Raw genomic sequence first — 26,549 nt, forward strand, 5'->3', positions numbered from 1 at the left:
ATCTCCAAAATGACCCAGTCTCTCCTGAGCGTCCAACCGTCTCTCCGGCTCGTTTCCCATCCCGTCCCGCGTCGCCGCCGTCCCGTCCGGTGTGTCTCAGCTGCGCCTCAGCGCCGCCGGTGAGGGGGCTTTTACGGTTACCCCCCAATACCCGCAACCCCAAAATCAACAAAATCCAAGAAATCCGCAAAGAAAAATCAAAAATGACGCGATATCAATGTCTTAACCCATGAAGAAACCAGGGAACCAAACCACACCACACATCCCAAAATCACCCAAACCCCAAACTCAAAACACCCAAACAACAACAAAACACACTTACCCACAGACCCAGAGCCCAAAACACAGGAATCAACCCCCGCAAACGCCCCGCATCCTCCTCAGAAACCCACCCGCATGCGCCGAAGCAGAGCAAAAGCCGCAACAGATCCACCGCACACCCGCCGCCAAAACCGCCCGCCAACCGTAATTAAACGCGGTTTCGCAGCGAAACCTATAATCTTAACAACAGGTTAAGCCCTGCCGCAGGGGGCCGGCCACACCCCAAAAAGAAAACACACCCAAAAATCGCGCGGATATACCCACTGCAAACCAAAACTCAGACCTGCTCGTCCAGGACCTTGCGGGCAGCGCGAAAGCATTCCAGCGCCTGGGGCACGCCGCAATAGATGCCGATCACGTGGATGATCGCGCGGATCTCCTCTTTGGTGACGCCGTTGTTGATGGCTCCACGGCAGTGCAGTTCCCATTCATGCATCTTGCCCAGCGCTCCGATCATCGAGAGGTTCATCATTGAGCGTGTCTTTGCATCGATCACCTCATCGCCCCAGCCAAAGCCCCAGCACCAGGCCGTCATGGCGTCCTGAAACGGTCGACTGAAGTCGTCGGCTGCAGCCAGGTTCTTCTCGACATACTCCGCACCGAGGGTTGCTTTCCTCTGCTCCAGCCCCTTCAGGAACAGATCTTCATCAAATGTGCTCATCTCAGCCTCTCCAGTCAGCTATTCGATTTCATCGCGGCAGTCTGGGCCTGCAGGTCCTTGCACAGCCTGCCGCGCGGTTTCACGGCCATACCGGGGCTTAGCCTAGCCGTCAAAAGACGTTTCTGCACCGCTGACGTACCATATGTTCACGAAAACCTGGCCTGCGCGGGTCTGGCGGGTCGGGCGACTGCCGCCACCTGCCCGACCGGCACCCTGCAGCAGGTCGCCGACATAATTGAAAGCAATGCGCTGAAACCGCGCCTGGATGCCGCTTTCCCGCTAGAGCAGCCAGCGCAGAGGCCGGAAGCTTTCCGTGAAAAGATCCCCATTCGGACACATTGAGGCCGCCCCATGAGCAAGACCCTTTTCGATCAAGCACTGACAGCCGCCAAAGCTTATCATGCCGCCCTGCCCGCCGTGGCCGAATTCCAGCCCTGGCCCGATGACATCACCTGGGCCGATCGCGCAGGCAACCAGATCCCCGGCGCGGCCTTGGTGCAATCCGATCCGGGCTTTGCCGCCGATGGTATCCCGGCAGTGGCTGAAGTCCACGCGCTGCAGCAGGCCATCATGGCGCTGGCGCCTTATGCGGAATGGCGCCACACCTATACCGAGGAGGAAGTCGGCCACGACTTCTTGCAGCGCTACGGCTGGTTCGAGCTGGTCGGCCCCACCGGCCATTTTCACTCTCTGCAGACCCGGATGACCATCGGCTACTGGGGGCCGGATCTGACCTACCCCTGGCACCAACATGCGCCGGAGGAGCTGTATGCCATTCTTTCCGGCAGTGCCGATTTCATGGCCAAGGGCGATGAAGACCGCCGACTGGTTCCGGGTGACACCAGAATGCACGGGGCAAACCAGCCGCATGCGATGATCACCCATGAGCATCCGATCCTCTGCTTTGTCTTCTGGCGCGGCGAAGGACTGGCGGATGATCCTGCAATGTCCGCGGACTGAGGCAGGAACTGATCGATGGAAATCACCTGCATCCGCATCTTTTCAGACCAGCCTGCCTAACGCGGCGGCGGCTGGGTTGGTCGACCAAGACCTGCGGGGCGTCAACGTCGCCGACCTGATGCGGCATGGCAGCGGCGCTGTTGATGCGCGCGGGCTGGTGGCATCTCTGATTGCGGACACCTCAGCGTGCCAGTGCCGGCATTTGGTGATGCCGGGCGACTGGCCTGATCTCCCTGATCTCCCTGACCTGCCCTGTCCTGTCTGGCGCGGCCCGGCTGCGGGCGGGCCGAAGTTGGGCAAATTTACCATCAGCAGATCCCTCGGGGCCGGACGCCGTGACGGCTGCAATGCTCTGCCAGAAAACTACGGTCCGGGCATGCGGATGGGCTGCACCGGCCCTGGGTGCTCCCGCAGCTGTGACTGGCTAATTTTTGACTTTTTGGTCAAAATACGCCCACCAATAGGCAAACCTCCCCAACAGGAACCGCAAATATGGAAAAGATCCTCTCTCAGGCTGAATGGATAGACCGCGCCCGCGCAGTGCTGCCCGCCGGCGGCTTTGGCAATTTTGACCCCGGCATCGTCATCCGCGAGGGCAAGGGCTCGCGCGTGTGGGACGAAGACGGCAGGGAGTACATCGACTATCTGATCGGTTCCGGCCCGATGATGCTGGGCCATGGCCACCCGGAGGTCATGGAGGCGGTGCTGGAGCAGCTCCCAAGGGGCATGACCTTCTTTGCCAGCAACGCCCGCGGCATTGCGCTGGCCGAGGAAATCTGCCGCGCCGTGCCCTGCGGCGAGCAGCTGCGATATGTCTCCAGCGGCGGCGAGGCGGACATGTATGCGATCCGGCTGGCGCGGGCCTTCACCGGCCGCACCAAGATTGTCAAATTCGAGGGCGGATATCACGGCATGTCGGCCGAAGCGCAGATGAGCCTGGCCCCTTCGGTGCGGGTGAACTTCCCGCAGGCAGTGCCGGACAGCGCGGGCATCCCCCCGTCGGTTGCGGCTGAGGTGCTGGTCGCGCCATTCAATGACTTTGAATTCATCAAGCAGCTGATGGCGGAGCACGGGCATGAAATTGCAGCAATCATCGCTGAGCCGCTGCAGCGTATCGTGCCGCCGCTGCCGGGTTTCCTGCAATTGCTGCGTGAAGAAACGCAGAAACATGGCAGCCTGCTGATCTTTGACGAAGTGGTGACCGGGTTCCGCTCCACCTATGGCGGCGGCCAGAAATTATATGGTGTGACGCCGGATCTGACCACGCTGGGCAAGGTGATCGGCGGCGGCTTCCCGCTGGCGGCCATTGTGGGACGCGCCGATATCATGCGGCATTTCGACAAGGCTGAGGTGGGCGCCGAGGGCTGGCTGATGCAGCTGGGTACGCTGTCGGGCAATCCGGTAGCGGCAGCTGCCGGGCTCAAGACCCTGGAAGTGCTGCGCCGGGAAGACACCTATGACCGGCTGAACGCCTCTGGGCAGCGGCTGATGCAGGCGACCAGCGCCGCATTGGAGGAGGCCGGCGTGCCGTTCCGGATTGTTGGCGAGCCAGCCTTGTTTGAAGTTGTGTTCACAGATGCAATAGTGCGGGACTACCGGGACACCCAGGCCGGCAATGCGGCGCGCACCAAACGCTATAATGCGGTGCTGCGTGCAGAAGGCATCTTCAAATCACCGGGCAAGACCTACCCAAGCCTTGCGCTGACCGAAGAGGATTTGGAGCAGACAGAGGCAGCGATCAGGAAGGCGGCCGCCGCTTTGGACTAGGCTGCCAACAGATAAGGCAGGCCAGCGGCCTGCCTGTTCCATTTGGGGCAAACTGGTCAGGCCAGTGCGGCCGTCAGGATCAGTTGGACAGCAGCCAGTCTTGGCCAGAAGGGCAGAATTTGCGGCGTAGCTGTTTTGGCTGCTGACTGTCTTTTACAAAGGCTTTGTGCTGCAGCAGCAGGCAGTCTCCTTCCTTGCCGCTGACCTGCACTTCACCATGAGCACCGCTGTCCGGATTGTTCCAGGCGGTCTGTTTGCCAGCCCCTCCGCCGGCCTCAGCCAGCAAGGACTGCTCTGCCTGACGCATCATGTCAGTGTCCTGCGGCGTCAGCCCGGATTTGGCCAGAATGCGGCTGAGCGAGTTGGCTTCGGCAGAAACCGCAACCAAGGCAACCACCGCAGCAGCGGTCAGAATTTGTGAATATCGCATTTGAAAACTCCTGCCTAAATGAAACCGGTTTGCCCCCAGCAGGGCACAAGCCGCAGACGATGTCGATGTCGATGTCGTTGCGCGGAAACATGAGCGCCTTAGCCTGATCAGGTGAACTTCCGGAACAGGCGGGTCATGTCGAACAGCTCATCCAAGCGGTCGTAGCGGTCCTTGGTCTTGTCCCAGCTTTCTTCCTGGGTTGCAGCAATCATTGCTTCCAGCAGCATCATGGTAGAGATATTTGAGTCCCAGGCCGAAGGGATTTCAACCCAGCAATTGAAAGTGTGTTCGGAAACCGAGGCAATCGGGCTGGCCCATTGGTCGGTGATCAGGACAATTTTCACGCCGCGTTCCGACGCCAATTCCGCCAACCTCTGCAGATTGGTTTCATAGCGGCGCACATCGAACATCAAAAGCGTGTCGCCTTCGACCATGTCCAGCACGTAGTGCGGCCATGTCGCGGAAGAGGAGGTCATATGTGTCACCCGCTGCCGGATCGCCTGGAAGTGGGTAAAAGCATAGTCCGCCAAAGCACGGGTAATCCGCCCGCCCACCACATAGAGACGCCCCTCTGTATTGGCGAGCTGATGCACAGCGGCGTCAAACTGAGCGGAATCGATATTGGAAAACGTTTGCTGCAGGTTGTCGGTAACGGCCTGCGAGAATCTGTTCAGCAGGTGGCCTTCCGGTGCCTCTGACGCCCAGTTGTCGCGCCGTTTGATTGGACCGGAAACCTTGGCCTCCAGCTCCTTGAGCAATGCCTGATGGAACTGCGGATAGCCTTTGAAACCAAGCTTCTGCACCATCCGGGCCACGGTGGGGGTCGAAACATCTGCATTGCCGGCCACGATGGTAATCGAAGCCAGGCCGGCTGCGGGGTAGTTCTCCAGAAGCAGATTGGCGAGCTTGCGTTCGGATTGCGTCAGAGACGAATAACTCTCGCGGATCAATTCGCGGACGGTGGCTGGCGGTTTGGTCAACGGAGCATCCCTGCAGTGAACAGATCAGTTTTACGCGGTCCGGCTCTGAAAAGAAAGTTTCAGAAACCCCTGTTCGAAACCGGTCATGAAAATATATTGACACAAATTTCTCTTCATGGAAAGATTTTTCCAAATCGCAGGGAGGCGACATATGCAGAGGGGCGATTCTCACGCTCGGAAGGAGGCAGTGGAGGTGGTGAACCGTGACGGTGCCGGCTCCGTTCTTTTGCTGTGCGAGCATGCCTCCAGCCACATTCCGGCGCGTTACAACGGGCTGGGGCTGCGGGATGAAGACCGGCTGAGCCATGCCGCCTGGGATCCTGGCGCACGGGCTGTTTCATTGCATCTGTCCCAGGCGCTGGATGCGCCGCTGGTGGCAAGCCGGGTGTCGCGGCTGGTTTATGACTGCAACCGCCCGCCCCATGTCGCCAGCGCCATGCCCGACCGGTCTGAACTGGTCGCGGTGCCGGGCAATTTCGGTCTGGATGCAGCTGCGCGGCAGGAAAGGGTGGACACGGTCTATGCCCCGTTTTGCCAGGCTGTGTCGGATATCATTGCGGCCCGCAAGCAGGCGGGGCTGCAAACTGTTCTGGTCACCATGCACAGCTTCACGCCGGTTTTTTTCGGCAAGGAGCGAGAGGTGGAAATCGGCGTCCTGCATGACGAAGATACACGGTTTGCAGATGCCGTGCTGGCAGCAGCGGACGCCCTGCCCCACCGCCAGATCGAGCGCAACAAACCTTATGGGCCGGCCGACGGCGTAACCCATTCGCTGAAAATTCACGGGCTGGCCAACCAGCTGGCCAATGTAATGGTCGAAATCCGCAATGATCTGGTGGCAACGCCGCAAGAAGAAGAAGCCATCGCAGAAGAAATGCTGACATTGCTGCGCCCGGCCCTGGCCGCGCTGGCGGCAGAAAGGGGGCAGGATGCCTAGTATGATCCGGGCCTACGTCCGTGGCATTGACGCGATGAATCGCGTGATCGGCCGCTTTGCCATGTATCTGATCTTTGCGCTCATCGGGGTGCTGCTGTGGTCGTCGGTCTCCAAAACGTTTTTCGACCCGTCGCACTGGACACTGGAGACCGCGCAATTCGTGATGGTGGCCTATTACATTCTGGGTGGTCCCTATTCGATCCAAATGGGATCAAACGTGCGGATGGACCTGTTTTACGGCGCCTGGTCAACCAAAACCAAAGCGCTGGTGGATGCTTTCACCGTGCTGTTCTTGATCAGCTACCTTGTGATCCTGATGTACGGCGCGCTGAGCTCTACCGCCTATTCCCTGGGGTATTTCGGCTTGGAACCCGTGCAGTTCTTTTGGGATCTGCTGAAGACACTGCTGAGCGAAGGCCCCGCCGCCGCCGCTGAGACGCTCGGTTATCTTGAGCGCAGTTCCACCGCCTGGCGACCATTTCTGTGGCCGGTCAAAACCATCCTCTGCTTCGGTGTCTTTCTGATGCTGCTGCAGTGTCTTGCCGAATTATTCCGGGATATTGGTCGTTTGCGCGGAGTGGAAATCTGATGTCCTACGAATGGATCGCCATCGTGATGTTTGCCGGCATGATGCTGATGCTGATGACCGGCCAGCGGGTATTTGGTGCCATTGGCTTTGTCGGCGCTGTCGCGGGCATGCTCTTGTGGGGCACCGGCGGGGTGGAGATCCCGTTCTCTGCCGCCATGAAGCTGATGAAGTGGTATCCGCTGCTGACACTGCCGATGTTCATATTCATGGGCTATGTGCTGTCGGAATCGAAGATCGCAGATGATCTGTACCGGATGTTTCACGTGTGGATGGGACCGGTGAAGGGCGGGCTTGCCATCGGCACGATCGGTCTGATGGTTCTGATCTCAGCCATGAATGGCCTGTCGGTTGCCGGCATGGCCATTGGTGCCACCATCGCGCTGCCAGAGCTTTTGCGGCGCGGCTATGACAAGATCCTGGTGACCGGCACCATTCAGGCGGGGTCCTCGCTTGGCATTCTGGTGCCGCCTTCGGTGGTGCTGGTGCTTTATGCGATGATCGCGCGCCAGCCGGTGGGGCAATTGTGGCTGGCCGGCGTGGTGCCGGGGCTCATGATGGCCAGTATGTTCATCCTCTACATCTATTTGCGCGCCCGCATGCAGCCTGATCTTGGCCCCGCCATGCATCCCGAGGATCTGGCCGAATACGAACGTGTGACCGACCATCCGCTGCGGCTGAACTACATCGTGCTGGGCGCATTGGCGCTGGTGCCGCTGCTGATTAAGGTCGGCATGCTGGAAGCCAAACCCGCGCTTGGCCTGGCGCTGGTGCTTGGTCTGTTGTCTTTCCTGACCCGCAAGAACGCGATGTTCTACAAAGACATCTTCATGAAGGAGAAGTACCGCCTGCTGTTTTCAGGTGTGCTGCCGCTGGCGATCTTTGCCGCGATGATGGTGCCGTTTGTGAACGGCTGGACCTCGCTGGTGGAAAGCTCTGCCATCGGCGCCATGACTGCCTTTGTCGCCGCGGTGCTGAAGGGGCGGATGACCAAAGACGTTTTCGAGACATCAGTGCGCTCGACCCTCGGCATCTCCTGCATGTTCATGTGGATCATCCTGGCCGCCCTTGCCTTTGGCGCCATCTTTGACGGTCTTGGCGCGGTCAAAGCCATCGAGAACCTGTTCACCTCTCGCCTGGGCCTGTCGCCCTGGATGATCCTGATCCTGATGCAGCTGAGCTTCATCGTGATGGGCACTTTCCTGGATGACACCGCGATGCTGGTGATCGTGGCGCCGCTGTATGTGCCGCTGGTGGGCGTACTTGGGTTTGATCTGATCTGGTACGGTGTCCTTTATACGATCACCACCCAGATCGCCTATATGACGCCGCCTTTCGGCTATAACCTGTTCCTGATGCGCGCCATGGCGCCGCCCGAGATCGGGCTGAAGGACATCTATGTCTCGATCATCCCCTTTGCCATGGTGATGGTGCTGGCGCTCGCCCTGATCATGATATTCCCGCAGATCGCCCTGTGGCTGCCGGAATATGTCTACGGAAAATAACCAAGCAAGAGTCCCGCCAAGGGGCCGGAATTTTCAACAAGGAGTGAGAAGAATGACGACAAGACGTAAGTTTCTGCAGTCCGCCGGCGTCGGTGCCATGGCGGCTCCGCTGGCCACACCGGCACTGGCACAATCCACCATCAAATGGCGGATGCAGACCTATGCAGGCGCCGCTCTGGCCGAACATGTTGTGAAACCCGCCATCGACATGTTCAACCAGATTGCAGGCGACCGCATGCAGATCGAGCTGTTCTTTGCCGATCAGCTGGTCCCGACCGGGGAATTGTTCCGCGCCATGCAGCGCGGCACCATCGATGCGGTGCAGTCCGATGATGACTCAATGGCGTCGCCCACCGAAGTCACCGTTTTTGGCGGCTACTTCCCATTCGGTTCACGCTACTCGCTGGACGTTCCGGTGCTGTTCAACCAGTACGGGCTGAACGAGATCTGGGACGCGGAATACTCCAAGGTCGGCGTCAAGCATATCTCTGCCGGCGCCTGGGACCCCTGCCATTTCGCCACCAAGGATCCGATCCGCTCGCTGGAGGATCTGAAAGGCAAACGTGTCTTCACCTTCCCGACCGCGGGCCGTTTCCTTGCGCAGTTCGGGGTGGTGCCGGTCACCCTGCCCTGGGAGGACATTGAAGTCGCGGTACAAACCGGCGAGCTGGACGGCATTGCCTGGTCCGGCATTACCGAAGACTACACCGTCGGCTGGGCCGATGTGACCAACTACTTCCTGACCAACAACATCTCCGGCGCCTGGGCCGGCTCTTTCTTTGCCAACCAGGGTCGCTGGAACGAACTGCCCGAAGACCTGCAGACCCTGTTCCGGGTTTGCTGCGACCAGTCGCATTACTACCGCCAGTGGTGGTACTGGGGCGGCGAGGCAAGCCTGCGTGTCAACGGCCCCAAAATGGAGTTGACCACCATTCCCGACGCAGAATGGGCGCAAGTGGAAGACGCGGCGGTCAAATTCTGGGATGAAATCGCCGCCGAGTCCGAAACCAAAGCAAAGGTTGTCGAGATCTTCAAGAAGTATAACGCTGACATGCAAAAGGCCGGACGCCCGTACCGTTACGGCTAAAAGATCAGTTAAACATGGAGTTTGGCCCGCAGCAGAGCAGGCCAAGCTCCTTACCCAAGGATTTTGCCAGAACTTTTGAGGAAAAGTTTTGCGCGCAACAGACAAAGGGCCGCTTATGCTCTCCTTCGACACTTTAAAGGACCAGGTTGCCGATGGCACCGTTGACACCGTTCTGGTCTGCCTTGTGGACATGCAGGGCCGCCTGATGGGCAAGCGGTTCCATGCCAAGCATTTCGTGGCCGGCGCCTGGGAAGAGACCCATTGCTGCAACTACCTGCTGGCCACCGATCTGGAGATGGCAACGCCGGACGGCTACGCCTCGACCAGCTGGGAAAAGGGCTATGGCGACTATGTGATGAAGCCGGATCTTGCCACCCTGCGCCCGGTGCCATGGCTGGAAGGCACCGTGATGGTCCTGTGCGATGTGCTGGATCATCACACACATGAAGACGTGCCCCACTCACCGCGTGCGGTCCTGAAAAAACAGGTAAACCGGCTGAAAGCCATGGGCTATGACGCGATGTGCGCCACCGAGCTTGAGTTTTTCCTGTTCGAGAAAAGCTTTGATGAAATCCGCCGCTCAGATTTCCGCGATCTGGCGCCGATCTCTGGCTATAACGAGGATTACAGCATCCTGCAGACCTCCCGCGAGGAGCATGTGATGCGCCCGATCCGCAACCACTTGTGGGATGCGGGGCTGCCGATCGAGAACTCCAAAGGCGAGGCGGAGACCGGCCAAGAGGAGCTGAACATCAAATACGCGGCAGCAATGGACACGGCGGAGTATCACACCATTGCCAAACACGCGGTGAAGGAAATCGCACATCAGCAAGGCCACGCCGTGACCTTTCTGCCAAAGTGGAGTCACGAAAAAGTGGGCTCCTCCAGCCATGTGCATCAGTCGCTTTGGCAGGACGGAAAGCCTGCGTTCTATGACGCGAGCGACGCGCTGGGCATGTCTGACCTGATGAAAGGCTATATGGCCGGCCTGCTGAAATACGCTCCCGACTACACCGCCTTCATGGCCCCCTACATCAACAGCTACAAGCGCTTCATGAAAGGGACCTTTGCCCCCACAAGGATCATCTGGTCGGTGGACAACCGCACTGCGGGCTACAGGCTCTGCGGGGATGGAACCAAGTCGATCCGTGTTGAATGCCGCATTCCGGGCTCTGACATGAACCCCTATCTGGCGATGGCGGGCATGCTGGCCGCCGGTATTGCGGGCATTGAGGAAGGGCTGGAGCTGCAGGCGCCCACCCGGGGCGATGTCTATCAGGGTGACACCGGCATGATCCCCGGCACCCTGCGTGATGCGGCGGCGGCGCTGAATGGCTCGGAGATGCTGCGCAGAGCCCTTGGCGATGACGTGGTGGATCACTACGTCCGCGCGGCGGAAGTGGAGATCGAGGATTTCGACCGGGTGGTTACAGACTACGAGATTGCCCGCGGGTTCGAGCGGGCATAACCCGGAGAGCGCCGGGGGCCAGCCCCCGGACCCCCGGAGTATTTTCAGAAAGATGAAGAGGGCACGGCCCTTGCTGAATGGAGTGAATGGCAATGGGCCAGGTATTGAAGTGCATCTCACCGGTTGACGGATCGGTCTTTGCAGAGCGCGCGGTGCTGTCGCGCGCGGACGCCTTTGCAGCAGCAGAGCGGGCCCGGTCCGCGCAAGGCCCCTGGGCGGCACGACCGCTGCAGGAGCGTATTGAGCTGGTCATGGCGGGTGTGGCAGCCGTCGGTGCAATGAACGATGAGATCGTGCCGGAACTGGCACATATGATGGGCCGACCAATACGCTATGGCGGCGAGTTCGGCGGCTTCAATGAGCGCGCAGGCCATATGGCGAAGATCGCGGCAGAGTCGCTGGCGGATATCGAGGTTGGCGAGGACGCCACATTTAAACGCTACATCAAGCGTGTTCCGCATGGCGTGGTCTTTGTGGTGGCGCCCTGGAACTACCCTTATATGACTGCCATCAACACCGTGGCGCCTGCGCTGATTGCCGGCAATACCGTGGTGCTGAAGCATGCGACCCAAACTTTGCTGGTGGGAGAGCGGATGGCACAGGCCTTCCATTCCGCAGGCGTGCCGGTGGATGTGTTCCAGAATGTCTTTTTGGATCACGACACCACTTCGGAACTGATTGCCCACAAGGCGTTCAACTTTGTGAACTTCACCGGTTCAGTGGGCGGCGGTCAGGCGATGGAGCGGGCGGCGGCGGGCACCTTTACCGGGGTCGGCACCGAACTGGGCGGCAAGGATCCGGGCTATGTGATGGAAGACGCCGATCTGGACGCGGCGGTCGACACGCTGATTGACGGCGCCATGTTCAACTCCGGTCAGTGCTGCTGCGGCATCGAGCGGATCTATGTGCATGAGAGCCTGTTTGACGCCTTTCTGGAAAAAGCCATTGCCATCGTCGAAAGCTACAGGCTGGGCAGCCCCCTGGATGCAGAAACCACCATTGGCCCGATGGCCAATGTACGCTTTGCCAATGAAGTGCGCCGCCAGATCGCCGAGGCGGTTGAGGCGGGCGCCGTGGCCCATATCGGGACCTTTCCGGAGGATGACGGCGGCGCTTACCTCACGCCGCAGATCCTGACCAATGTCACCCACGATATGCGGGTGATGCGCGAGGAAAGTTTTGGCCCCGTCGTTGGTATCATGAAGGTCACCTCGGATGAGGACGCCATCCGGCTGATGAATGACAGCGACTTCGGCCTCACGGCCTCGCTCTGGACACGCGACGTTGCGCGGGCGCAGGCCGTGGGCGACCGGATCGAAATCGGCACTGTCTTCATGAACCGCGCCGACTATCTGGATCCGGGCCTGTGCTGGACCGGCTGCAAGGACACCGGGCGCGGCGGCGGCCTGTCGGTCATCGGGTATCACAATCTGACCCGACCGAAGAGCTATCATCTGAAAAAACACACCGGCTGACCGGTTTTCATCTTTCCGGAAATACTCCGGGGGGCTTGCCAGCCTGGCAAGCGGGGGCAGAGCCCCCTCCCCGGGGGCAACCAGGATCAACACAGGAATACCCTTATGTCTCTCACTGGAAACTGGTCCTACCCGACCGCAATCAAATTCGGCGCTGGCCGGATCAATGAACTGGCCGCCGCCTGTGCTGCAGTCGGTATCAAGAAGCCACTCCTGGTCACCGACAAGGGACTGGCCGATTTGCCGGTCACTCAAGGCACCTTGGACATCATGGAAGCCGCAGGTCTGGGGCGCGGCATGTTTTCCGAGGTCGACCCGAACCCGAATGAGAAAAATCTGGACGCCGGCGTTGCCGCCTATAAGGCAGGCGGCCATGACGGGGTGATCGCCTTTGGCGGCGGCTCCGGTCTGGATCTGGGCAAGATGGTTGCCTTTATGTCCGGTCAGACCCGGCCCGTCTGGGACTTTGAAGACATTGGCGACTGGTGGACCCGCGCAGACAGCGATGCAATTGCCCCGATTGTGGCCGTGCCGACCACCGCGGGCACCGGTTCCGAAGTCGGTCGCGCCAGCGTGATCACCGACAGCGTCACCCATCAAAAGAAGATCATCTTCCATCCCAAGGTGCTACCCTCAGTGGTGATCTGCGATCCCGAGCTGACCGTTGGCATGCCCAAATTCATCACCGCAGGCACCGGGCTTGATGCCTTTGCCCATTGTGTCGAGGCTTTCAGCAGCCCGCACTACCATCCGATGTCCCAGGGGATCGCGCTGGAGGGCATGCGGCTGGTCAAGGATTACTTGCCGCGCGCCTATGCCGACGGCACCGATATCGAAGCCCGCGCCCAGATGATGTCCGCCGCCGCCATGGGCGCCACCGCCTTTATGAAAGGGCTTGGCGCCATTCACGCGATGAGCCACCCGATTGGCGCCCATTTCAACACCCACCACGGCACCACCAACGCCGTCTGCATGCCAGCTGTTCTGGAGTTCAACGCCCCGGCAATTGCGGACCGTTTCGATACGGCTGCGGCCTATCTGGGCATAGAAGGCGGATTTGACGGTTTCCGCAGTTTTGTCCAGAACCTGAACGACAGCCTGGGCATCCCGCGCAAACTGTCCGACCTGGGTGTGACGCAAGCGGCAATCCCCGACCTTGTCAAAGGGGCTGTCATCGACCCTTCCTGCGGCGGCAATCCCATTGAGCTGACCGAGGAAAACCTCACGGGGCTGTTCAAGGCAGCCTTGTAAACTCAGGCTGCACCGCCAGGTTTCCACGCTCTCCGCTCAGCGGGGAGCGTTTTTTTTGAAATTGGGGCAGGCTCAGCCGCTGACGTATACCTCGTCCTTGGGGTAATAGAATATCTTCTGATTGTGCAACCGCCCCAAAAGCTCATGAACGCGGCGCAGCGTGTCTTCCTCATTGCTGCCTGCTGCAGGATGGCTTTCCGACAATGTATCTATGGCGGTCTGAAGAGCGGTTTCGATCAATTCCATATCTGCGACGGACAGTTCAAACATGTCATTGTACTGGGGCATCGGGGCTCCTTCTCCGGCTGGCTTGACAGGACTGGCTGTCTACAGGCTGCCCCATGGCGCCTTGCAAAGCCACTGAAAACTGATCTTTCCTGCCCTGCGCTGGCGATGACAGGTGCTGCCCCAATCAGCGGCTGCAGATTACAGTGTCTCGCCCAGACTGATGGCCGGTGTCAGGCGATCGAACACCAGCCCCTCGACACCGCCCGGTTCCCGCGACTTTAGAATGATCTGTGCCGCGCGCGCGCCGATTTCGTGGCGGCAGGCATCTGTGGTCGCCAGAAGCTGCGGCAGCCCTTTCAGGATCTGCAGATTATTAAAACCTGCCAGCGCAATATCACCCGGCACCGAGAGACCCGCAGCCAGGCAATGCATCAGCCCGCCCACGCTCATGACGTCACTGGAATAGTAGATGCAGTCAATCTCCGGGCTGCGTGCCAGCATCTGTGCTGTCAGCTGACGGCCGGTCTGGATCGCGCTTTCGCCGGAGTAATGCTCAATGTCTCCAAGTGTGACGCCCTGCGCCGCCAGCCCATCCGTAAAGCCGTGAAAGCGTTTTCTGGCGCGAAAGTCCTGCGGCATCTTGGTGCCGATGAAGCCGATCTTGCGGTATCCGCGGGACAGGATCTGCTTTGCCATACCGCGGCCGGCCTGCAAATGCGAGATGCCGACGCAGTGGCGCACAGGATCACCATCGACATCCATTACTTCGACCACCGGGCAATCGGCTTGCTGCAGCATCCGCCGGGTTGCGTCCGTGTGTTCCAGCCCGGCCGCAATCAGCCCCGAAGGCCGCCAGCTGAGCATTTCGCGGATGACGCTTTCTTCTTCATCCAGGTCATAGCCAGAGACCCCGACGACCGGCTTCAACGGGCTGTCCCGCAGCACCGCTGAAACGCCCGAGAGAACTTCCGGGAAGACAAAACTGCTCAGAGATGGCACCACCACCGCTACAAGGTTGACCGACTGCGACGACAACGACCCGGCAATCCGGTTCGGCACATAGCCATGCTTGAGGGCGATGCCCTCGATCTTTGCCTTGGTTTTTTCGGACACATCCGGGGCGCCGCGCAATGCGCGGGAAGCGGTCATTTCGCTGACGCCGGCCAGTTTGGCGACATCTTTCAGCAGCAGTTTCTTCGTCATGCTCCCATGCTCCTGCAGATCGCCGGGCGCCGCAAGAGCCGCTCTGCCTGCAAGCGGGTTGATTTTTCATTTCGTTATCGATATCGGTATCGCAACCGTTATCGCTACCGGATATTTGCCGGAGCCACAGCCGGAGATCAGAGATGACCCTGAAGATTGCAATCAACGGATTCGGACGTATCGGGCGCGGGGTGCTGCGGGCCCTGCTGGAAAGCGACGCCAAAGATATCGAAGTGGTCGCCATCAACGACCTGTCGCCCCCGGAAACCCTGGTGCATCTGCTGAAATACGACAGCGTGCACGGGCGGTTGAAAACGCCGGTATTTCTGGCCGATGATGAGATCCGCGTCGGACATCACAGCATCCGGCTGACCGCAATCCGCAACCCTGAGGACCTGCCCTGGCAGGATGTGGACATCGCCTATGAATGTACCGGCCTGTTCACCACCCGCAGCGCGGCGGCGCGGCATTTGGAAAACGGCGCCAAGCGGGTGCTGATCTCGGCCCCTGGCAAGGACGCAGACCGCACAGTGGTTTTTGGCGTCAATCACATGGACCTGACGGCAGGCGACGTCATCGTTTCCAATGCCTCCTGCACCACCAACTGCCTGGCGCCGCTGGCCAAGGTTCTGGACGAGACCTTCGGCATCAAGACCGGCTACATGACCACCATCCACGCCTATACCGGCGATCAGCCCACTCATGACACCAGCCACAAGGATCTCTATCGCGCCCGCGCGGCTTCGCTGTCGATGATCCCCACATCCACCGGAGCGGCACGGGCCATCTCCGAAGTGCTGCCGCATCTGAAAGGCCGGCTGGAAGGCTCTGCCATCCGGGTGCCCACCGCCAATGTCTCAGTGGTGGATCTGAGCTTTGTGCCGCAGAAGACCGCCACGGTTGAGGCTGTCAATGACGCGGTCAAGACGGCGGCCGGGAACGGGCTGGAGGGCATTCTGTCCTATGAGGAAGATCCGCTGGTCTCTGTCGATTTCAACCACGACCCACATTCAAGCTGCTTTGCCGCTGCCCAGACATCCGTCACCGCCGAAGGGCTGGTACGCGTTGTCAGCTGGTATGACAACGAATGGGGCTTCTCCAACCGGATGGTGGATACCGGCCGCCGCATTGGCGCCGTGATGAAAGCCACAGAGGTTGCACTGGCCAGCTGACCGGGCCCTCCCGCCCGTCGCCACCCTTTCGGGCCGCCTCCCGTTGGGCCCGGCGCCGCGCAGACGCGCGGCGCTGTTGCGTTTGCCGCCAGGCTTTTGACCTTGAACAAGGCCAGCCTGCAGAAAAGCTGTCTCCAGAATGCGCGAAATCAAACTCCGGCCCCTGTACGGCTGGTATGAGCCGCTGATTTGGGTCAGAACAGGTGCAAGACATGACCAGCAACAGGAGACCGGCGTGACCGTCACCCGTGAAACCGTCCTTGAGGCGCTCAAGAACATCACCGACCCCGTCAGCGGCTCTGACATTGTGAGCGCGGGTGTTGCCCGCGCGGTAACAGTCGAAGGCGGCACCGTCCGGTTCGTGCTGGAGATCGATCCCGGCAAGTCTGACGCCTATGGCCCGGTGCGTGATCAAGCCGATGCCGACGTGGCAGCGCTGCCGGGGGTGGAGAAAGTCTCTGCAATGCTGACAGCCCATTCGGAGAAGGCGCCGCCGGATCTGAAGCCCAAGCAGGCAGCCCAGCCCCAACAGCAGGCGCCGCAGAAGGTTCCGGGCGTGGCGCGTATTCTGGCAGTGGCCTCGGGCAAGGGGGGCGTCGGCAAATCCACCGTCTCGGCCAATCTTGCCTGCGCCCTGGCGATGCAGGGGCGCAAAGTCGGCTTGCTGGATGCTGACGTCTATGGCCCTTCTCAGCCCAAAATGCTGGGGGTGAGCGGCCGACCTGCCAGCCCGGATGGCAAAACCATCCTGCCGCTGCGCAACCATGGTGTCACCATGATGTCGATGGGGCTGATGACCGGCGAGGACCAGGCAGTAATCTGGCGCGGCCCGATGCTGATGGGCGCACTGCAGCAGATGCTGCTGCAGGTGCAGTGGGGCGAGCTGGATGTGCTGATTGTCGATCTGCCGCCGGGCACCGGTGACGTGCAGATGACCCTGGCGCAGAAAACCCATGTGGACGGCGCCATCGTGGTCTCTACCCCGCAGGATGTGGCATTGATCGACGCGCGCAAGGGCATCGACATGTTCCGCAAGATGAACGTGCCGGTGCTGGGCATGATCGAGAACATGTCGACCCACATATGCTCCAACTGCGGCCACGAGGAACATCTGTTCGGCCATGGCGGCGTGGCGCAGGAAGCTCAGAAACTGGGGGTGCCACTGCTGGGCGAAGTGCCCCTGCATCTGGAAGTGCGCCTTGCCGGGGACAATGGCACCCCGATCGCAGCAGCCCAGCCCGGCAGCGCCCAGGCCAAGGTGTTCCTGGACATTGCAACCCAACTGGTTGACGCGGGCGCAGCATGACCCCGCGTGACCTCAAAAGGGCTGAGAAGCACCGATCCCCCACAGGACAGCTACGGGCCGGCTGAGAATTGAAAGGCGTTTGAAGGGCGGGTTCATCCTTCAAACGTCTCCACCCCACCAACGCCGCGCAGCGGCGCCACGCCCAACTGTGACTTGTATTCTTCGAATACAAGGGAGCAGGCGGGAGCCCTCCCCCTCGGATCAGGAATACTGCTGCGGGACCGCCTCGGCCCGCGGACCACGATCATCCGGCAGGGCAGCCTGCAGGGCGTCATGCCCAACCGCGCCCTCAGGCTTGGCCATCGCGCCAGGAGCCAAGCCAAATGTCATGGCCGAAATGCGCGATCGCCCCAACCCGGCGGGCAAGCAGCCTGCATCAACTTCGACATCGTCCCAGTTACTTGCGATACGCTAGGGGAATTGTTGCCGCGATGCCTTTTCTATCCCCTGAACCGACCCAATGATCGACACACAGCAGGGGGTATTGGCAATGCTGACGATTTCCGCTCAGACAATGCCGCAGGTCCGACTGCAATAGCTGCCGTCGCCAATCACCAAGCTTGCGACCTGGCCGTCAGCACCAATCTTTATGGGCGCTGAAACGGCTGCCGAAGATGGTGCGATCTGTGTAGATGAACGGTGCTTCTGCCCGTAACCGGGCCCTGTTTTCCCGTCCTTGTTTTGCAACTGGCCCAAAGCAGCTGAGACACGCTGCCTTCATCTGCCCTGCCAGCCCGGCGCGTCCCCCTGCTGCCCCAGCAGAGCGCAAGCCCAGTGGTTCCTTTGGAAAGTATTGCGCCTTCAGCTTTCGCTCACACATTGACAATCGAAATACTGGCGCCGCGGGTGACCGGGATCCGTTCTGATCGCCAGATTTCAGCTGGATCGCCCATAGCTGCCAAGCCTGCATCCTCGGCTTTGCACAGTGCCCCGCAATTGCGTCCATCTTCCCGTTTGCCCTGACCATCAGCACAGGTCGCGCCACCAAGTAGGACGCCGTTTTTGCCAGCAACGATTGTAAGCTCATGACCGCCAGTGAATTTCGCTTCACCAAGGCAATCGCCTGTTCCCATGGCGGTTTTGACCTGAGAAGCCATCGCCGCAAAGGGGGTCAGATGGCCTGAAATGGTGTTCGGGCCGCCACCCTAAGAACTTGCTCTTTACGATCTACCAAGAAAGTCACGCCGCTATCTTGGCGGGCAAAACCATTGGAGCAGCAGCCAATCAGGCCACCATTGTTGACCTTCGCCAAATTCGAGGAAACCGCTTCTGTATCTGCAATATACATGGTTGTGCAGGAAGTAGGCCCGTGCCTGCCAAATCGGTCGTCCCGCCAAACGTCCTTTGGATACCCCGCTGCAGTCAGTTGGTGCAACTATTCGTGGCTGATACGTCACGTTTCGCTTCAGTCAATTCTGCAAGGCAGTCGTCGCTGGCCAGACAGTCCTGTGCAGTTTCGCCGCCCAGGATGCCAATTCGGCAGCAATCAGCCTTTCTTCTCATTTCTCTCCGGTTGATCCTCCCCCAAGAGAGCCCTCTGGGGCTGGTAAGGACAATTCAAGCGCTATTCGGCGGGAAGAGCGGTGCGCAGGGCGCCCGTTTTTGCCAGCATATTGATCTCGGTTGGGAAGAAGTACCCAGAGACTTCGTCTCCGGCACCATAGATTTCGCGCGCCACGCCGGTCGTCAGATGTTCCGGCAGACCGTCAAACACGATGCGGCCGTCACGCATGCCGACAACCCGGTCGCAATAGCGGCGCACTGTGTCCAGCCTGTGCATGTTGGCGATGACGGTGCGCCCGTCCTCCTCATGGATGCGGCGTAGCGCTTCCATCACGGCCCGGGCGTTCATCGGGTCCAGAGAGGCAATCGGCTCATCCGCCAGAATGATCTTCGGCTCCTGCATCAGCGCCCGAGCAATCGCGACCCGCTGCTGCTGACCACGAGACAGCGCTCCGGCCCGCCGGGCCGCATGTTCGCCAATGCTCAGCCGGTCCAGGATGCCGATGGCCTTGCGGGTATCTGCCACCGGGTGCAGGTTGAACAGCGTCGCCATCGCGCTGCGGCGGTTCGGCGTGCCATGCAGCACATTTGAAACCACATCCATGCGCGGTACCAGGTTGAACTGCTGGACAATCATCGCGCATTCAGTTTGCCAGGCCCGTTTGTCCCTGCCCTTCAGCCCGGTGATCTCGCGGTCTCTGAACAGAATGCGCCCCTCACTTGCGTATTCCAGCCGGTTCAGCAACCGCAGCAGGGTGGATTTTCCCGCGCCGGAGCGGCCGATGACACCGATCATGCAGGGTTTGTCGATATCCAGCGTGGCGGCATCCACCGCGATCTTGCCACCAAACCGTTTGGTCAGTTTGTCAATGCGCAGCACCGGAGCGCTCCTTTGCCGTTAGGGAACCACCTACCGGCCCGGCGCAAAGCTCATGTGTCACTGCTGTGAAAGTTTTGTAACGCAGCCCGGCGCACCCTGTAATCCCGAGTGCCGAGGAAACATGTCTGCGGCGCAATCTGCCTCTGTCCACAACCGGCCGGACAGTCTATACGGCCTGCGACTCCCCCTTTCCCTTTGCAAAAGGAAGCTGCCAGATGTCCTTTGACCGCAAGATCAAGATTGCCCCCTCGATCCTTTCCGCCGATTTCGCCAACTTCGGCCAGGAAATCCAGGCGATTGAAGCCCAGGGCGCCGACTGGGTGCATGTGGATGTGATGGACGGGCATTTTGTGCCGAACCTCACCTTTGGCCCGCAGGCGGTAAAGGCGTTTCGCCCGCATGTGAAAACGGTGATGGATGTACACCTGATGATCGCGCCGGTTGATCCCTATATCGACGCTTACGCCGATGCTGGCGCGGATGTGCTGACCGCCCATGTCGAAGCCGGTTCGCACATCCACCGCACCCTGCAAGCGATCCGCGGGGCAGGCATGAAAGCAGGTGTCGCACTGAACCCCGGCACCCCGGCCGAGGCGGTTGAGCATCTGCTGGACCTGACCGATCTGGTCTGCGTGATGACCGTGAACCCAGGGTTCGGCGGCCAGAAATTCATCGACATGACCGCCAAGATCCGCCGCCTGCGCGCGATGATCGGTGACCGTCCGATCCATATCGAAATCGACGGCGGCGTTGACCCCGCAACGGCGCCCTTGGTGGCCGAGGCCGGCGCCGATGTGCTGGTGGCCGGTTCGGCTGTGTTCAAAGGCGGCTCGGTCAGCAATCCGGAAGTCTACGGCGAGAACATCCGCAAGATCCGCGCCGCGACCGAAGGCTCCTGGGCCTGAAACGCAGGTACTCCCGCCAATCGCCGGGCGCATCAAAGATGCACCGCTCTTGTTGGGCCGTGCGCCGCGCGTTCCGCGCGGCGCTGTTACGTGATACCGCCAATGTTCTGCGGATGAGCCCGGCATGGCCCGGGCTGCGCGCTGACGGCCCTCGACGGGCCAGAGGCGCGCACGCCTGCTTCAGGCACCCTGGTGCTCAAGCACTCTGGTTCAAGATCTCGAAACTTCTGCCCTCGGACACCAGTTTGTCCAGTAGCGGTGCTGGCTGCCAGAAGAAACCGTCTTCGGCCGCATAGCTGTGGATATCGGCGAGGATACCCTCCAGCCCCTGCAGGTCAGCCCATTTCAGCGGTCCGCCCCAGAACCGCGGAAAGCCGAAGCCAAACAGCATCACCATATCCACGTCCAGCGGGCGGCGGGCGATGCCCTCGCCGACCACCTTGGCGGCCTCGTTGACCATGGCGCACATATAGCGGCGCAGCACCTCTGCATCCGAAAACGCGCGCGGGGTGATCCCCTGCTGCTCCTGATCCTCGGCAATCAGTTCCGCCACCTGCGGGTTCGGCACGCCGCCCCGCTTGCCATCTTCGTAAATATAGAACCCCTTGCCTGTCTTCTGGCCAAAATCACCGCCTTCACACAGCATCTCGTAGAAGCGGGGCACCCGTTCACGCGGATCCCGCGTCGGCGCGCGGCGTTTGCGGGCGGCCCAGTTGATGTCGAGCCCGGCAAGGTCACCCATCGCAAAGGGCCCCATCGGGAAGCCGAAATCGGTCACAACCTTGTCCACCTGATAAGGCGAAGCGCCGTCCAGCACCACATATTCTGCGGCCTTGCGGTAAGTGTTCATGATCCGGTTGCCGATGAACCCGTCGCAGATCCCGGACCGGACCGCGACCTTCTTTAGCCGCTTACCAAGAGCAAACCCGGTGGCCAGAACCTCTGGTGTGGTCTGAGCGGCAACCACAATTTCCAGCAGCTTCATTACATGCGCGGGCGAGAAGAAATGCAGCCCGATCACATCCCCCGGACGAGAGGTCGCCGCGGCGATGTCATCCACATCCAGATAGGACGTATTGGTCGCCAGCACCACACCCGGCTTGCAATGGCTGTCGAGCTTGCCAAAGACCTCGCGTTTGACGCCCATGTCCTCGAACACGGCTTCGACCACCAGATCCACCTGCCCCAGTGCTGCATAATCCGTGGCCACAGTCAGCGCTTCACCAGTCAGCTGGCCGTATTGCGTCTGGGTGATTTTGCCCCGCATCAGGGCGCCCTTCAAATTACCTTCGATCCGGCCGCGCGCGGCAGCAACGCCCGCATCCGTCATTTCGATCAGCACCACCGGCAGCCCGGCCAGCAGCGCTGCAGTGGCGATCCCAGCCCCCATGGTGCCGCCGCCGATCACCCCCATTGAGGCAACTTCGCGTGGAGCAATCCCTGCCAGCTCCGGCAGCTTGCCGACTGCACGCTCCGAGAAGAAGGCATGGACCAGCCCCTGCCGCTGTGGCGACGCCATTAGCTCCTGAAACAACTCGCGCTCGCGCTTGAGACCCGCCCCAAAGTCCTCAGCCTCTGCGGCTGCCTGCACCGCACGCACTGCAGCTGCCGGAGACAGCTGGCCACGGCCTTTCTTCAATGCAGCCTTGTGGGCGGCATCAAAATCCACCATCCCCGGCGCGGGCATTTCCCCCACAGCCCGCCGGGGTGCTCCGGCATCCAGCAGCTCCTGCGCATAAGCCAGGCCGATTTCGCGCGGCTCACCTGCTTCGATGCGGTCGATAATTCTCTTGTCCAGCGCTTCCGCCGCGCCGATGTGGCGGCCCGTGGTGATCATCTCCAGCGCCGCCTCGGACCCGGCCAGCCGCGGCAGCCGCTGAGTGCCGCCGGCACCCGGCAGAATACCCAGGTTCACTTCCGGTAATCCCATTTTCGCCGCAGGCACTGCAATCCGGTAATGCGAGGACAAAGCCACCTCCAGCCCGCCGCCCAGCGCCGTGCCATGCATCGACGAGACCACGATCAGCGGCGAGGCCTCGATGCGGCTGCACAAGTCCGGCAGATAGGGGTCCTGCGGCGGCTTACCGAATTCGCGGATGTCAGCGCCGGAAAAATAAGTCCTGCCGTCGCCATAGATCAGAATTGCTCTGGCGCCTTCGCTCTCAGCCCGTTCGATCCCCGCCAGCAACCCCTTGCGCACATCAATTCCCAACGCGTTCACCGGCGGGTTCTGTGCTTTCAGAACAGCAATCTCCCCGACCCGTTCATATGCAATGGCTTCGCTCATCCGATTTTCCCTCTCTGTTCTGCGGCAGTGGGCGGTATCCGGCGATCAGACACAGCAACCGCGCAAGGGCCAGGCCCTCACGGCAGACAATCGGCCCCGTACCGCGCGTCACCGCGCCTGTTGCCCCTCCCGCCATGGCGCCTGTCACTCCGGCATTTACGTAACAGACATCAGACAAAATGAAACCATCCTGAAACTCGGCATCCGGTCCTGCATCGAAAGCCGGATCAGGCGAACCCGTCTTTGCCACACCGATGGGAAACCAACCCTCTGAGTTTCCGGTCCCCGACAGAGCAAGCAGCATCAGTGATGCGGCACTCCTGCTCATGCACTACAGGGTTTTGCGGATAGTTGCGGCGCCTATCCTCACTAAACCCCGCCAACGCGTCGCCGCCCTACCTGCGGATGACCTCGCGAGACAACTCGTCTTGTCATCTTTGGCGGCATAGATGCAGACGACAAGAACGGCCCTCTGCTGTTCATGAGGTCATCTTCTCGTTAGGTGGCCAAACAGGTTTCGGCCAGATCCAGGGCTTCGCCGCCCGGTCGAGCGAAACGATCCAGCCGCCCGGGTGCAACCATCCGCGCCATGCCTGCGCCAAGCGTTACCGCAATGAAGCCGATTGCCCGGCCCGGCAATGCGCGCCCCTTTGCTAGACAGCCCGACGCTCGCACTATCAGAAGATCTTTGCCGAAAGCCTTGCCTTCCTCTTGGAACAGGCCGTGCGACCCTGATATCGCGGCTTCTTTCTGGTCAAAAATACCCGCGCCGCAGGCAAGGGGCCGTCAGGCCTCGTTCTGTTCCGTCTGCCAGATCATTGCGCTGGCTTTGAGAGGTTTCCGGGCGATTCAGGCACTCTCCGCTGCTTGGCAAGTCGGGTCTGGGGCGCTGCCCCCGCCCTTGCGGGCTCCCCCGGAGTATTTGGGCAAATGTGAAATTGCATTACGCATCCTTCGGCGACAGCTCCGGAAATTTGCAGAGCGGCATGTTAGAGCAATCGGGTCCCGCATTTGCACATCCTCGCCAGAGCGGGCTTTCGCCGCACAGGAATTGCATCAAAGAGCGCCCATTTTCAGGATAGGCGGCGCGAGTGCACTGCCCGCAGCACCCTGGCGCGACCCCAAGGGTCAACGCCGCATTCTGGCTAACGCTCCCGATCAGGTGGTAGCCCGTGGCCGGAGGAGCAGCGGTCCGTTTGGTCCGGCATCCTCGACGTGCCGCAAGTCGGCGATTGCACATAGGCACAGATGAAACGCAACCCCCTCGCGGCCAAGGCATCAACATGCAGGTGTGCAGATGCGGATGGCCTGCGCAGGCCAGATAGTCGAACCGCAGCTGATCGAACACGATGCACAGAATGTTCGTAGGCGCGTGCAACGCACGGGCTGCTGCCGCATGAACATACAAGCAAAGCACTTTTTCGCTAGGGTAACTTCTTGACCGCAAGCCTGCCTGCCGGAACTATTGCGGCATTCAAGATCATATCCAAAAGGCAATTATGACCTGCTCAACCCGCCGGAAAACCGTCCGCCCCGCAAAGCCCGATGACGGTTCCAGCCTCGCGGCCCTGTCCATTGAAGTCTGGCTTGGCACGTATCTGCACCAGGGTGTCAGCGGGTTCTTTGCGGATTATGTGCTGGAACACTACACGCCGGAGCATTTTGCGGCAGCCCTGAAGAACCCGGCCGAACGCCTGCTGGTCTCGCAGAACCAGGATGGCATCGACGGGTACATCCGGATTTCCCATAACCGGCCCAGCCCGGCAGGGCGCGGCTCAAACACCGAGATTTCCACGCTCTATGTCCAGCCCCGGCACCATAGCACTGGCACCGGCAGGAGCCTGCTGGATGCCGGGCTGCAAACCTGCCGCAGTTGCGGCTGGGACGCGCCCTGGCTGGCAACCAATTCCGGGAATTCCGGTGCTATCGGCTTCTACCTCAGAAACGGATTTGAACAGGTTGGCCTGACCCAGTTCAGGATTGGCGATGCAGAATACCCCAACGACGTTCTGCAGTATTCTACTCTCTGAAAACCGACGCCGAAGATCTCCCGCCCGTCGTCGGTCTTTCTTGCAAAAGACCGCCTCCCGTTGGGCCCCGCCCCCCGCCCCACACCGGGGCCGGGCCCACCGCCCAGGCGCCAATTAATGGCAAACCACCGCCGCCGGTGGGCCGGGCCCCGGGCCACCGCCGGGTGCGGGGCCCAACGGCCATGGCGCATTTTCATGCGTCAGCAGCTGGCGGGAGCATCCGCCGCTGCCAACTGGCCGTTCCCGTCCGCATCAATATGTTACACAATGCGGCACAGATAAAATTATACGTTACATTTTAACTTGCCGCGAATCATCTTCCAGCATATCACCGACCCAACGGTCGGCTTTTCTTGTTGCCGCCACAGGAGACGCGAACACCCATGGATGCTTTCATCTGCGATGCCACCCGCACCCCGATCGGCCGCTACGGCGGAGCATTAAGCCAGATGCGTACCGATGACCTGGCCGCTTTGCCGATTGCCGCGCTGGCGGCGCGCAACCCGGACGTGGACTGGGGCGCATTGGACGATGTCATCATGGGCGACGCCAACCAGGCCGGCGAGAGCAACCGCAATGTGGCCCGCATGGCCGCCCTGCTGGCAGGACTGCCGTCCACAGTCCCCGGCACCACAATCAACCGGCTCTGCGCCTCTGGCATGGATGCGGTCGGCATGGCCTCGCGCGGGATCAAGGCAGGCGATTATGACATGGCCATCGCCGGCGGCGTCGAAAGCATGAGCCGCGCGCCTTTTGTGATGCCCAAGGCAACCAGCGCCTTTACCCGCGCCAATGCGGTTTACGACACCACCATCGGCTGGCGTTTCGTGAACAAGAAGATGCACGAGACCTACGGCACCGACTCGATGCCGCAGACCGCCGACAATGTGGCTGAGGATTACCGCGTCAGCCGCGCCGATCAGGACGCCTTTGCCGCCCGCAGCCAGGCCCGCTGGGCCGCTGCGCATGAAGCAGGCCTGTTCCAGGATGAGATCACCCCGGTCACCATCCCGCAGCGCAAGGGCGATGACATTGTGGTGGACACAGACGAACACCCCCGCCCGGGCACCACGGCTGAGAAGCTGGCGGGGCTCAAGGGGGTGAATGGCCCGGACAAAAGCGTGACCGCCGGCAATGCCTCCGGCGTCAATGACGGCGCGGCGGCGATCCTGATGGCCAATGAGGCCGCAGCCGCGCGGAACGGCCTGAAGCCGATGGCCCGTATCGTCGGAATGGCCGCCGCAGGAGTTGAACCGCGCATCATGGGCATCGGCCCGGTGCCCGCCACCCGCAAGGTGCTGACCCGGACCGGTCTCAGCATCGAACAGATGGACGTGATCGAACTGAACGAGGCCTTCGCGTCCCAGGGTCTTGCGACCTTGCGCGAGCTTGGCGTTCCGGACGATGCACCCCATGTCAATCCCAACGGCGGTGCGATTGCACTGGGCCACCCGCTCGGCATGTCCGGTGCGCGCCTGGTGCTGACCGCTGCTTATCAATTGCAGCGCACCGGCGGGCGCTATGCGCTCTGCACCATGTGCGTCGGCGTCGGGCAGGGCACCGCCCTGATCCTGGAACGCGTGTAGCGAAGGTTACGGAGGTCCCAG

At 60.9% G+C, this 26,549-nt stretch carries 25 protein-coding genes and 1 pseudogene; 14 read left to right on the forward strand and 12 right to left on the reverse strand.

Going from position 1 to position 26,549, the window contains the following annotated elements; all coding sequences use genetic code 11:
* Window positions 1-598: 598 nt before the first annotated feature.
* Window positions 599-982: a carboxymuconolactone decarboxylase family protein gene (locus ACP151_RS14955; protein ID WP_424979707.1), complete on the reverse strand. Its 384-nt coding sequence runs from the start codon at window positions 980-982 to the stop codon at window positions 599-601.
* A 351-nt stretch (window positions 983-1,333) separates the two neighbouring features.
* On the opposite strand from ACP151_RS14955, the gene ACP151_RS14960 reads away from it, so the two are divergent.
* Together ACP151_RS14960 and ACP151_RS14965 are read left to right on the forward strand one after the other, a co-directional pair.
* Complete coding sequence (locus ACP151_RS14960) at window positions 1,334-1,942, forward strand: dimethylsulfonioproprionate lyase family protein (protein WP_424979708.1); 609 nt, start codon at window positions 1,334-1,336, stop codon at window positions 1,940-1,942.
* A gap of 492 nt (window positions 1,943-2,434) precedes the next feature.
* The gene (locus tag ACP151_RS14965; RefSeq protein ID WP_424979710.1) at window positions 2,435-3,709 is read left to right on the forward strand and encodes an aspartate aminotransferase family protein; all 1,275 of its coding nucleotides are present in this window, start codon (window positions 2,435-2,437) and stop codon (window positions 3,707-3,709) included.
* Between the two features lie 79 nt (window positions 3,710-3,788).
* Here the strand turns inward: ACP151_RS14965 and ACP151_RS14970 are convergent, their stop codons facing one another.
* Together ACP151_RS14970 and ACP151_RS14975 are read right to left on the reverse strand one after the other, a co-directional pair.
* Complete coding sequence (locus ACP151_RS14970; RefSeq protein ID WP_424979711.1) at window positions 3,789-4,139, reverse strand: hypothetical protein; 351 nt, start codon at window positions 4,137-4,139, stop codon at window positions 3,789-3,791.
* 107 nt (window positions 4,140-4,246) lie between these two features.
* Window positions 4,247-5,119, reverse strand: coding sequence for a MurR/RpiR family transcriptional regulator (locus ACP151_RS14975; RefSeq protein ID WP_424979712.1), 873 nt, complete (start codon window positions 5,117-5,119; stop codon window positions 4,247-4,249).
* A gap of 151 nt (window positions 5,120-5,270) precedes the next feature.
* Between ACP151_RS14975 and ACP151_RS14980 the strand changes: the two genes are divergently transcribed.
* The 7 genes from ACP151_RS14980 (at window position 5,271) to ACP151_RS15010 (ending at window position 13,428) form a co-directional block, all read left to right on the forward strand.
* Complete coding sequence (locus ACP151_RS14980) at window positions 5,271-6,056, forward strand: N-formylglutamate amidohydrolase (protein WP_424979713.1); 786 nt, start codon at window positions 5,271-5,273, stop codon at window positions 6,054-6,056.
* Window positions 6,049-6,645: a TRAP transporter small permease subunit gene (locus ACP151_RS14985; protein ID WP_424979714.1), complete on the forward strand. Its 597-nt coding sequence runs from the start codon at window positions 6,049-6,051 to the stop codon at window positions 6,643-6,645. Before ACP151_RS14980 ends, ACP151_RS14985 begins: the two co-directional genes overlap by 8 nt.
* Window positions 6,645-8,147 carry a TRAP transporter large permease gene (locus ACP151_RS14990; RefSeq protein WP_424979715.1) on the forward strand — a complete coding sequence of 501 codons (1,503 nt, stop codon included), beginning with the start codon at window positions 6,645-6,647 and terminating at the stop codon, window positions 8,145-8,147. Before ACP151_RS14985 ends, ACP151_RS14990 begins: the two co-directional genes overlap by 1 nt.
* 52 nt (window positions 8,148-8,199) lie before the next feature.
* Complete coding sequence (locus ACP151_RS14995) at window positions 8,200-9,234, forward strand: TRAP transporter substrate-binding protein (protein WP_424979716.1); 1,035 nt, start codon at window positions 8,200-8,202, stop codon at window positions 9,232-9,234.
* A gap of 115 nt (window positions 9,235-9,349) precedes the next feature.
* Entirely contained in the window at window positions 9,350-10,702 is a 1,353-nt protein-coding gene (locus ACP151_RS15000; protein ID WP_424979717.1) for a glutamine synthetase family protein, read from the forward strand.
* A gap of 92 nt (window positions 10,703-10,794) precedes the next feature.
* Window positions 10,795-12,177: an aldehyde dehydrogenase family protein gene (locus ACP151_RS15005; RefSeq protein WP_424979718.1), complete on the forward strand. Its 1,383-nt coding sequence runs from the start codon at window positions 10,795-10,797 to the stop codon at window positions 12,175-12,177.
* Between the two features lie 105 nt (window positions 12,178-12,282).
* Window positions 12,283-13,428, forward strand: a complete 1,146-nt coding sequence (locus ACP151_RS15010) for an iron-containing alcohol dehydrogenase (RefSeq protein ID WP_424979719.1) — start codon at window positions 12,283-12,285, stop codon at window positions 13,426-13,428.
* A 72-nt stretch (window positions 13,429-13,500) separates the two neighbouring features.
* Here the strand turns inward: ACP151_RS15010 and ACP151_RS15015 are convergent, their stop codons facing one another.
* The gene (locus ACP151_RS15015) at window positions 13,501-13,716 is read right to left on the reverse strand and encodes a hypothetical protein (protein WP_424979720.1); all 216 of its coding nucleotides are present in this window, start codon (window positions 13,714-13,716) and stop codon (window positions 13,501-13,503) included.
* Between the two features lie 138 nt (window positions 13,717-13,854).
* Window positions 13,855-14,859 (reverse strand): LacI family DNA-binding transcriptional regulator, encoded by a 1,005-nt coding sequence (locus ACP151_RS15020; RefSeq protein ID WP_424979721.1) that lies wholly within the window; start codon window positions 14,857-14,859, stop codon window positions 13,855-13,857.
* Between the two features lie 143 nt (window positions 14,860-15,002).
* On the opposite strand from ACP151_RS15020, the gene gap reads away from it, so the two are divergent.
* Both gap and ACP151_RS15030 read left to right on the forward strand, forming a co-directional pair.
* The gene (gap, locus tag ACP151_RS15025) at window positions 15,003-16,031 is read left to right on the forward strand and encodes a type I glyceraldehyde-3-phosphate dehydrogenase (protein ID WP_424979722.1); all 1,029 of its coding nucleotides are present in this window, start codon (window positions 15,003-15,005) and stop codon (window positions 16,029-16,031) included.
* Window positions 16,032-16,266: 235 nt separating this feature from the next.
* A complete protein-coding gene (locus tag ACP151_RS15030) occupies window positions 16,267-17,337 on the forward strand; it encodes an Mrp/NBP35 family ATP-binding protein (RefSeq protein ID WP_424979772.1) in 1,071 nt (356 codons plus the stop codon).
* A gap of 201 nt (window positions 17,338-17,538) precedes the next feature.
* Here ACP151_RS15030 and ACP151_RS15035 read toward each other — a convergent pair whose 3' ends face one another.
* From ACP151_RS15035 to phnC, 4 genes are all read right to left on the reverse strand, one after another.
* Window positions 17,539-17,667, reverse strand: a complete 129-nt coding sequence (locus tag ACP151_RS15035) for a hypothetical protein (RefSeq protein WP_424979723.1) — start codon at window positions 17,665-17,667, stop codon at window positions 17,539-17,541.
* Window positions 17,668-18,149: 482 nt separating this feature from the next.
* Window positions 18,150-18,434: a hypothetical protein gene (locus ACP151_RS15040; RefSeq protein ID WP_424979724.1), complete on the reverse strand. Its 285-nt coding sequence runs from the start codon at window positions 18,432-18,434 to the stop codon at window positions 18,150-18,152.
* A gap of 14 nt (window positions 18,435-18,448) precedes the next feature.
* Entirely contained in the window at window positions 18,449-18,625 is a 177-nt protein-coding gene (locus ACP151_RS15045) for a hypothetical protein (protein ID WP_424979725.1), read from the reverse strand.
* Window positions 18,626-18,901: 276 nt separating this feature from the next.
* Window positions 18,902-19,720: a phosphonate ABC transporter ATP-binding protein gene (gene phnC, locus ACP151_RS15050; protein ID WP_424979726.1), complete on the reverse strand. Its 819-nt coding sequence runs from the start codon at window positions 19,718-19,720 to the stop codon at window positions 18,902-18,904.
* Window positions 19,721-19,935: 215 nt separating this feature from the next.
* On the opposite strand from phnC, the gene rpe reads away from it, so the two are divergent.
* Window positions 19,936-20,625, forward strand: a complete 690-nt coding sequence (gene rpe / locus ACP151_RS15055; RefSeq protein WP_424979727.1) for a ribulose-phosphate 3-epimerase — start codon at window positions 19,936-19,938, stop codon at window positions 20,623-20,625.
* A 196-nt stretch (window positions 20,626-20,821) separates the two neighbouring features.
* On the opposite strand, the gene ACP151_RS15060 is transcribed toward rpe, so the two are convergent.
* From ACP151_RS15060 to ACP151_RS15070, 3 genes and pseudogenes are all read right to left on the reverse strand, one after another.
* Window positions 20,822-22,912 carry a 3-hydroxyacyl-CoA dehydrogenase NAD-binding domain-containing protein gene (locus ACP151_RS15060; RefSeq protein ID WP_424979728.1) on the reverse strand — a complete coding sequence of 697 codons (2,091 nt, stop codon included), beginning with the start codon at window positions 22,910-22,912 and terminating at the stop codon, window positions 20,822-20,824.
* Between the two features lie 498 nt (window positions 22,913-23,410).
* Window positions 23,411-23,551: a hypothetical protein gene (locus ACP151_RS15065; protein ID WP_424979729.1), complete on the reverse strand. Its 141-nt coding sequence runs from the start codon at window positions 23,549-23,551 to the stop codon at window positions 23,411-23,413.
* A 530-nt stretch (window positions 23,552-24,081) separates the two neighbouring features.
* Window positions 24,082-24,290: pseudogene (locus ACP151_RS15070) on the reverse strand (phosphonate monoester hydrolase); the annotation flags it as partial.
* A gap of 121 nt (window positions 24,291-24,411) precedes the next feature.
* Between ACP151_RS15070 and ACP151_RS15075 the strand changes: the two are divergent.
* On the forward strand, window positions 24,412-24,942 hold the full coding sequence (locus tag ACP151_RS15075) for an N-acetyltransferase family protein (protein WP_424979730.1): 531 nt from the start codon (window positions 24,412-24,414) through the stop codon (window positions 24,940-24,942).
* A gap of 383 nt (window positions 24,943-25,325) precedes the next feature.
* Window positions 25,326-26,528: a 3-oxoadipyl-CoA thiolase gene (gene pcaF, locus ACP151_RS15080; RefSeq protein ID WP_424979731.1), complete on the forward strand. Its 1,203-nt coding sequence runs from the start codon at window positions 25,326-25,328 to the stop codon at window positions 26,526-26,528.
* The last annotated feature ends 21 nt before the right edge of the window (window positions 26,529-26,549 follow it).

The sequence above is a fragment of the Leisingera sp. S232 genome (genome assembly GCF_049800895.1).
Classification (GTDB): Bacteria; Pseudomonadota; Alphaproteobacteria; order Rhodobacterales; family Rhodobacteraceae; genus Leisingera.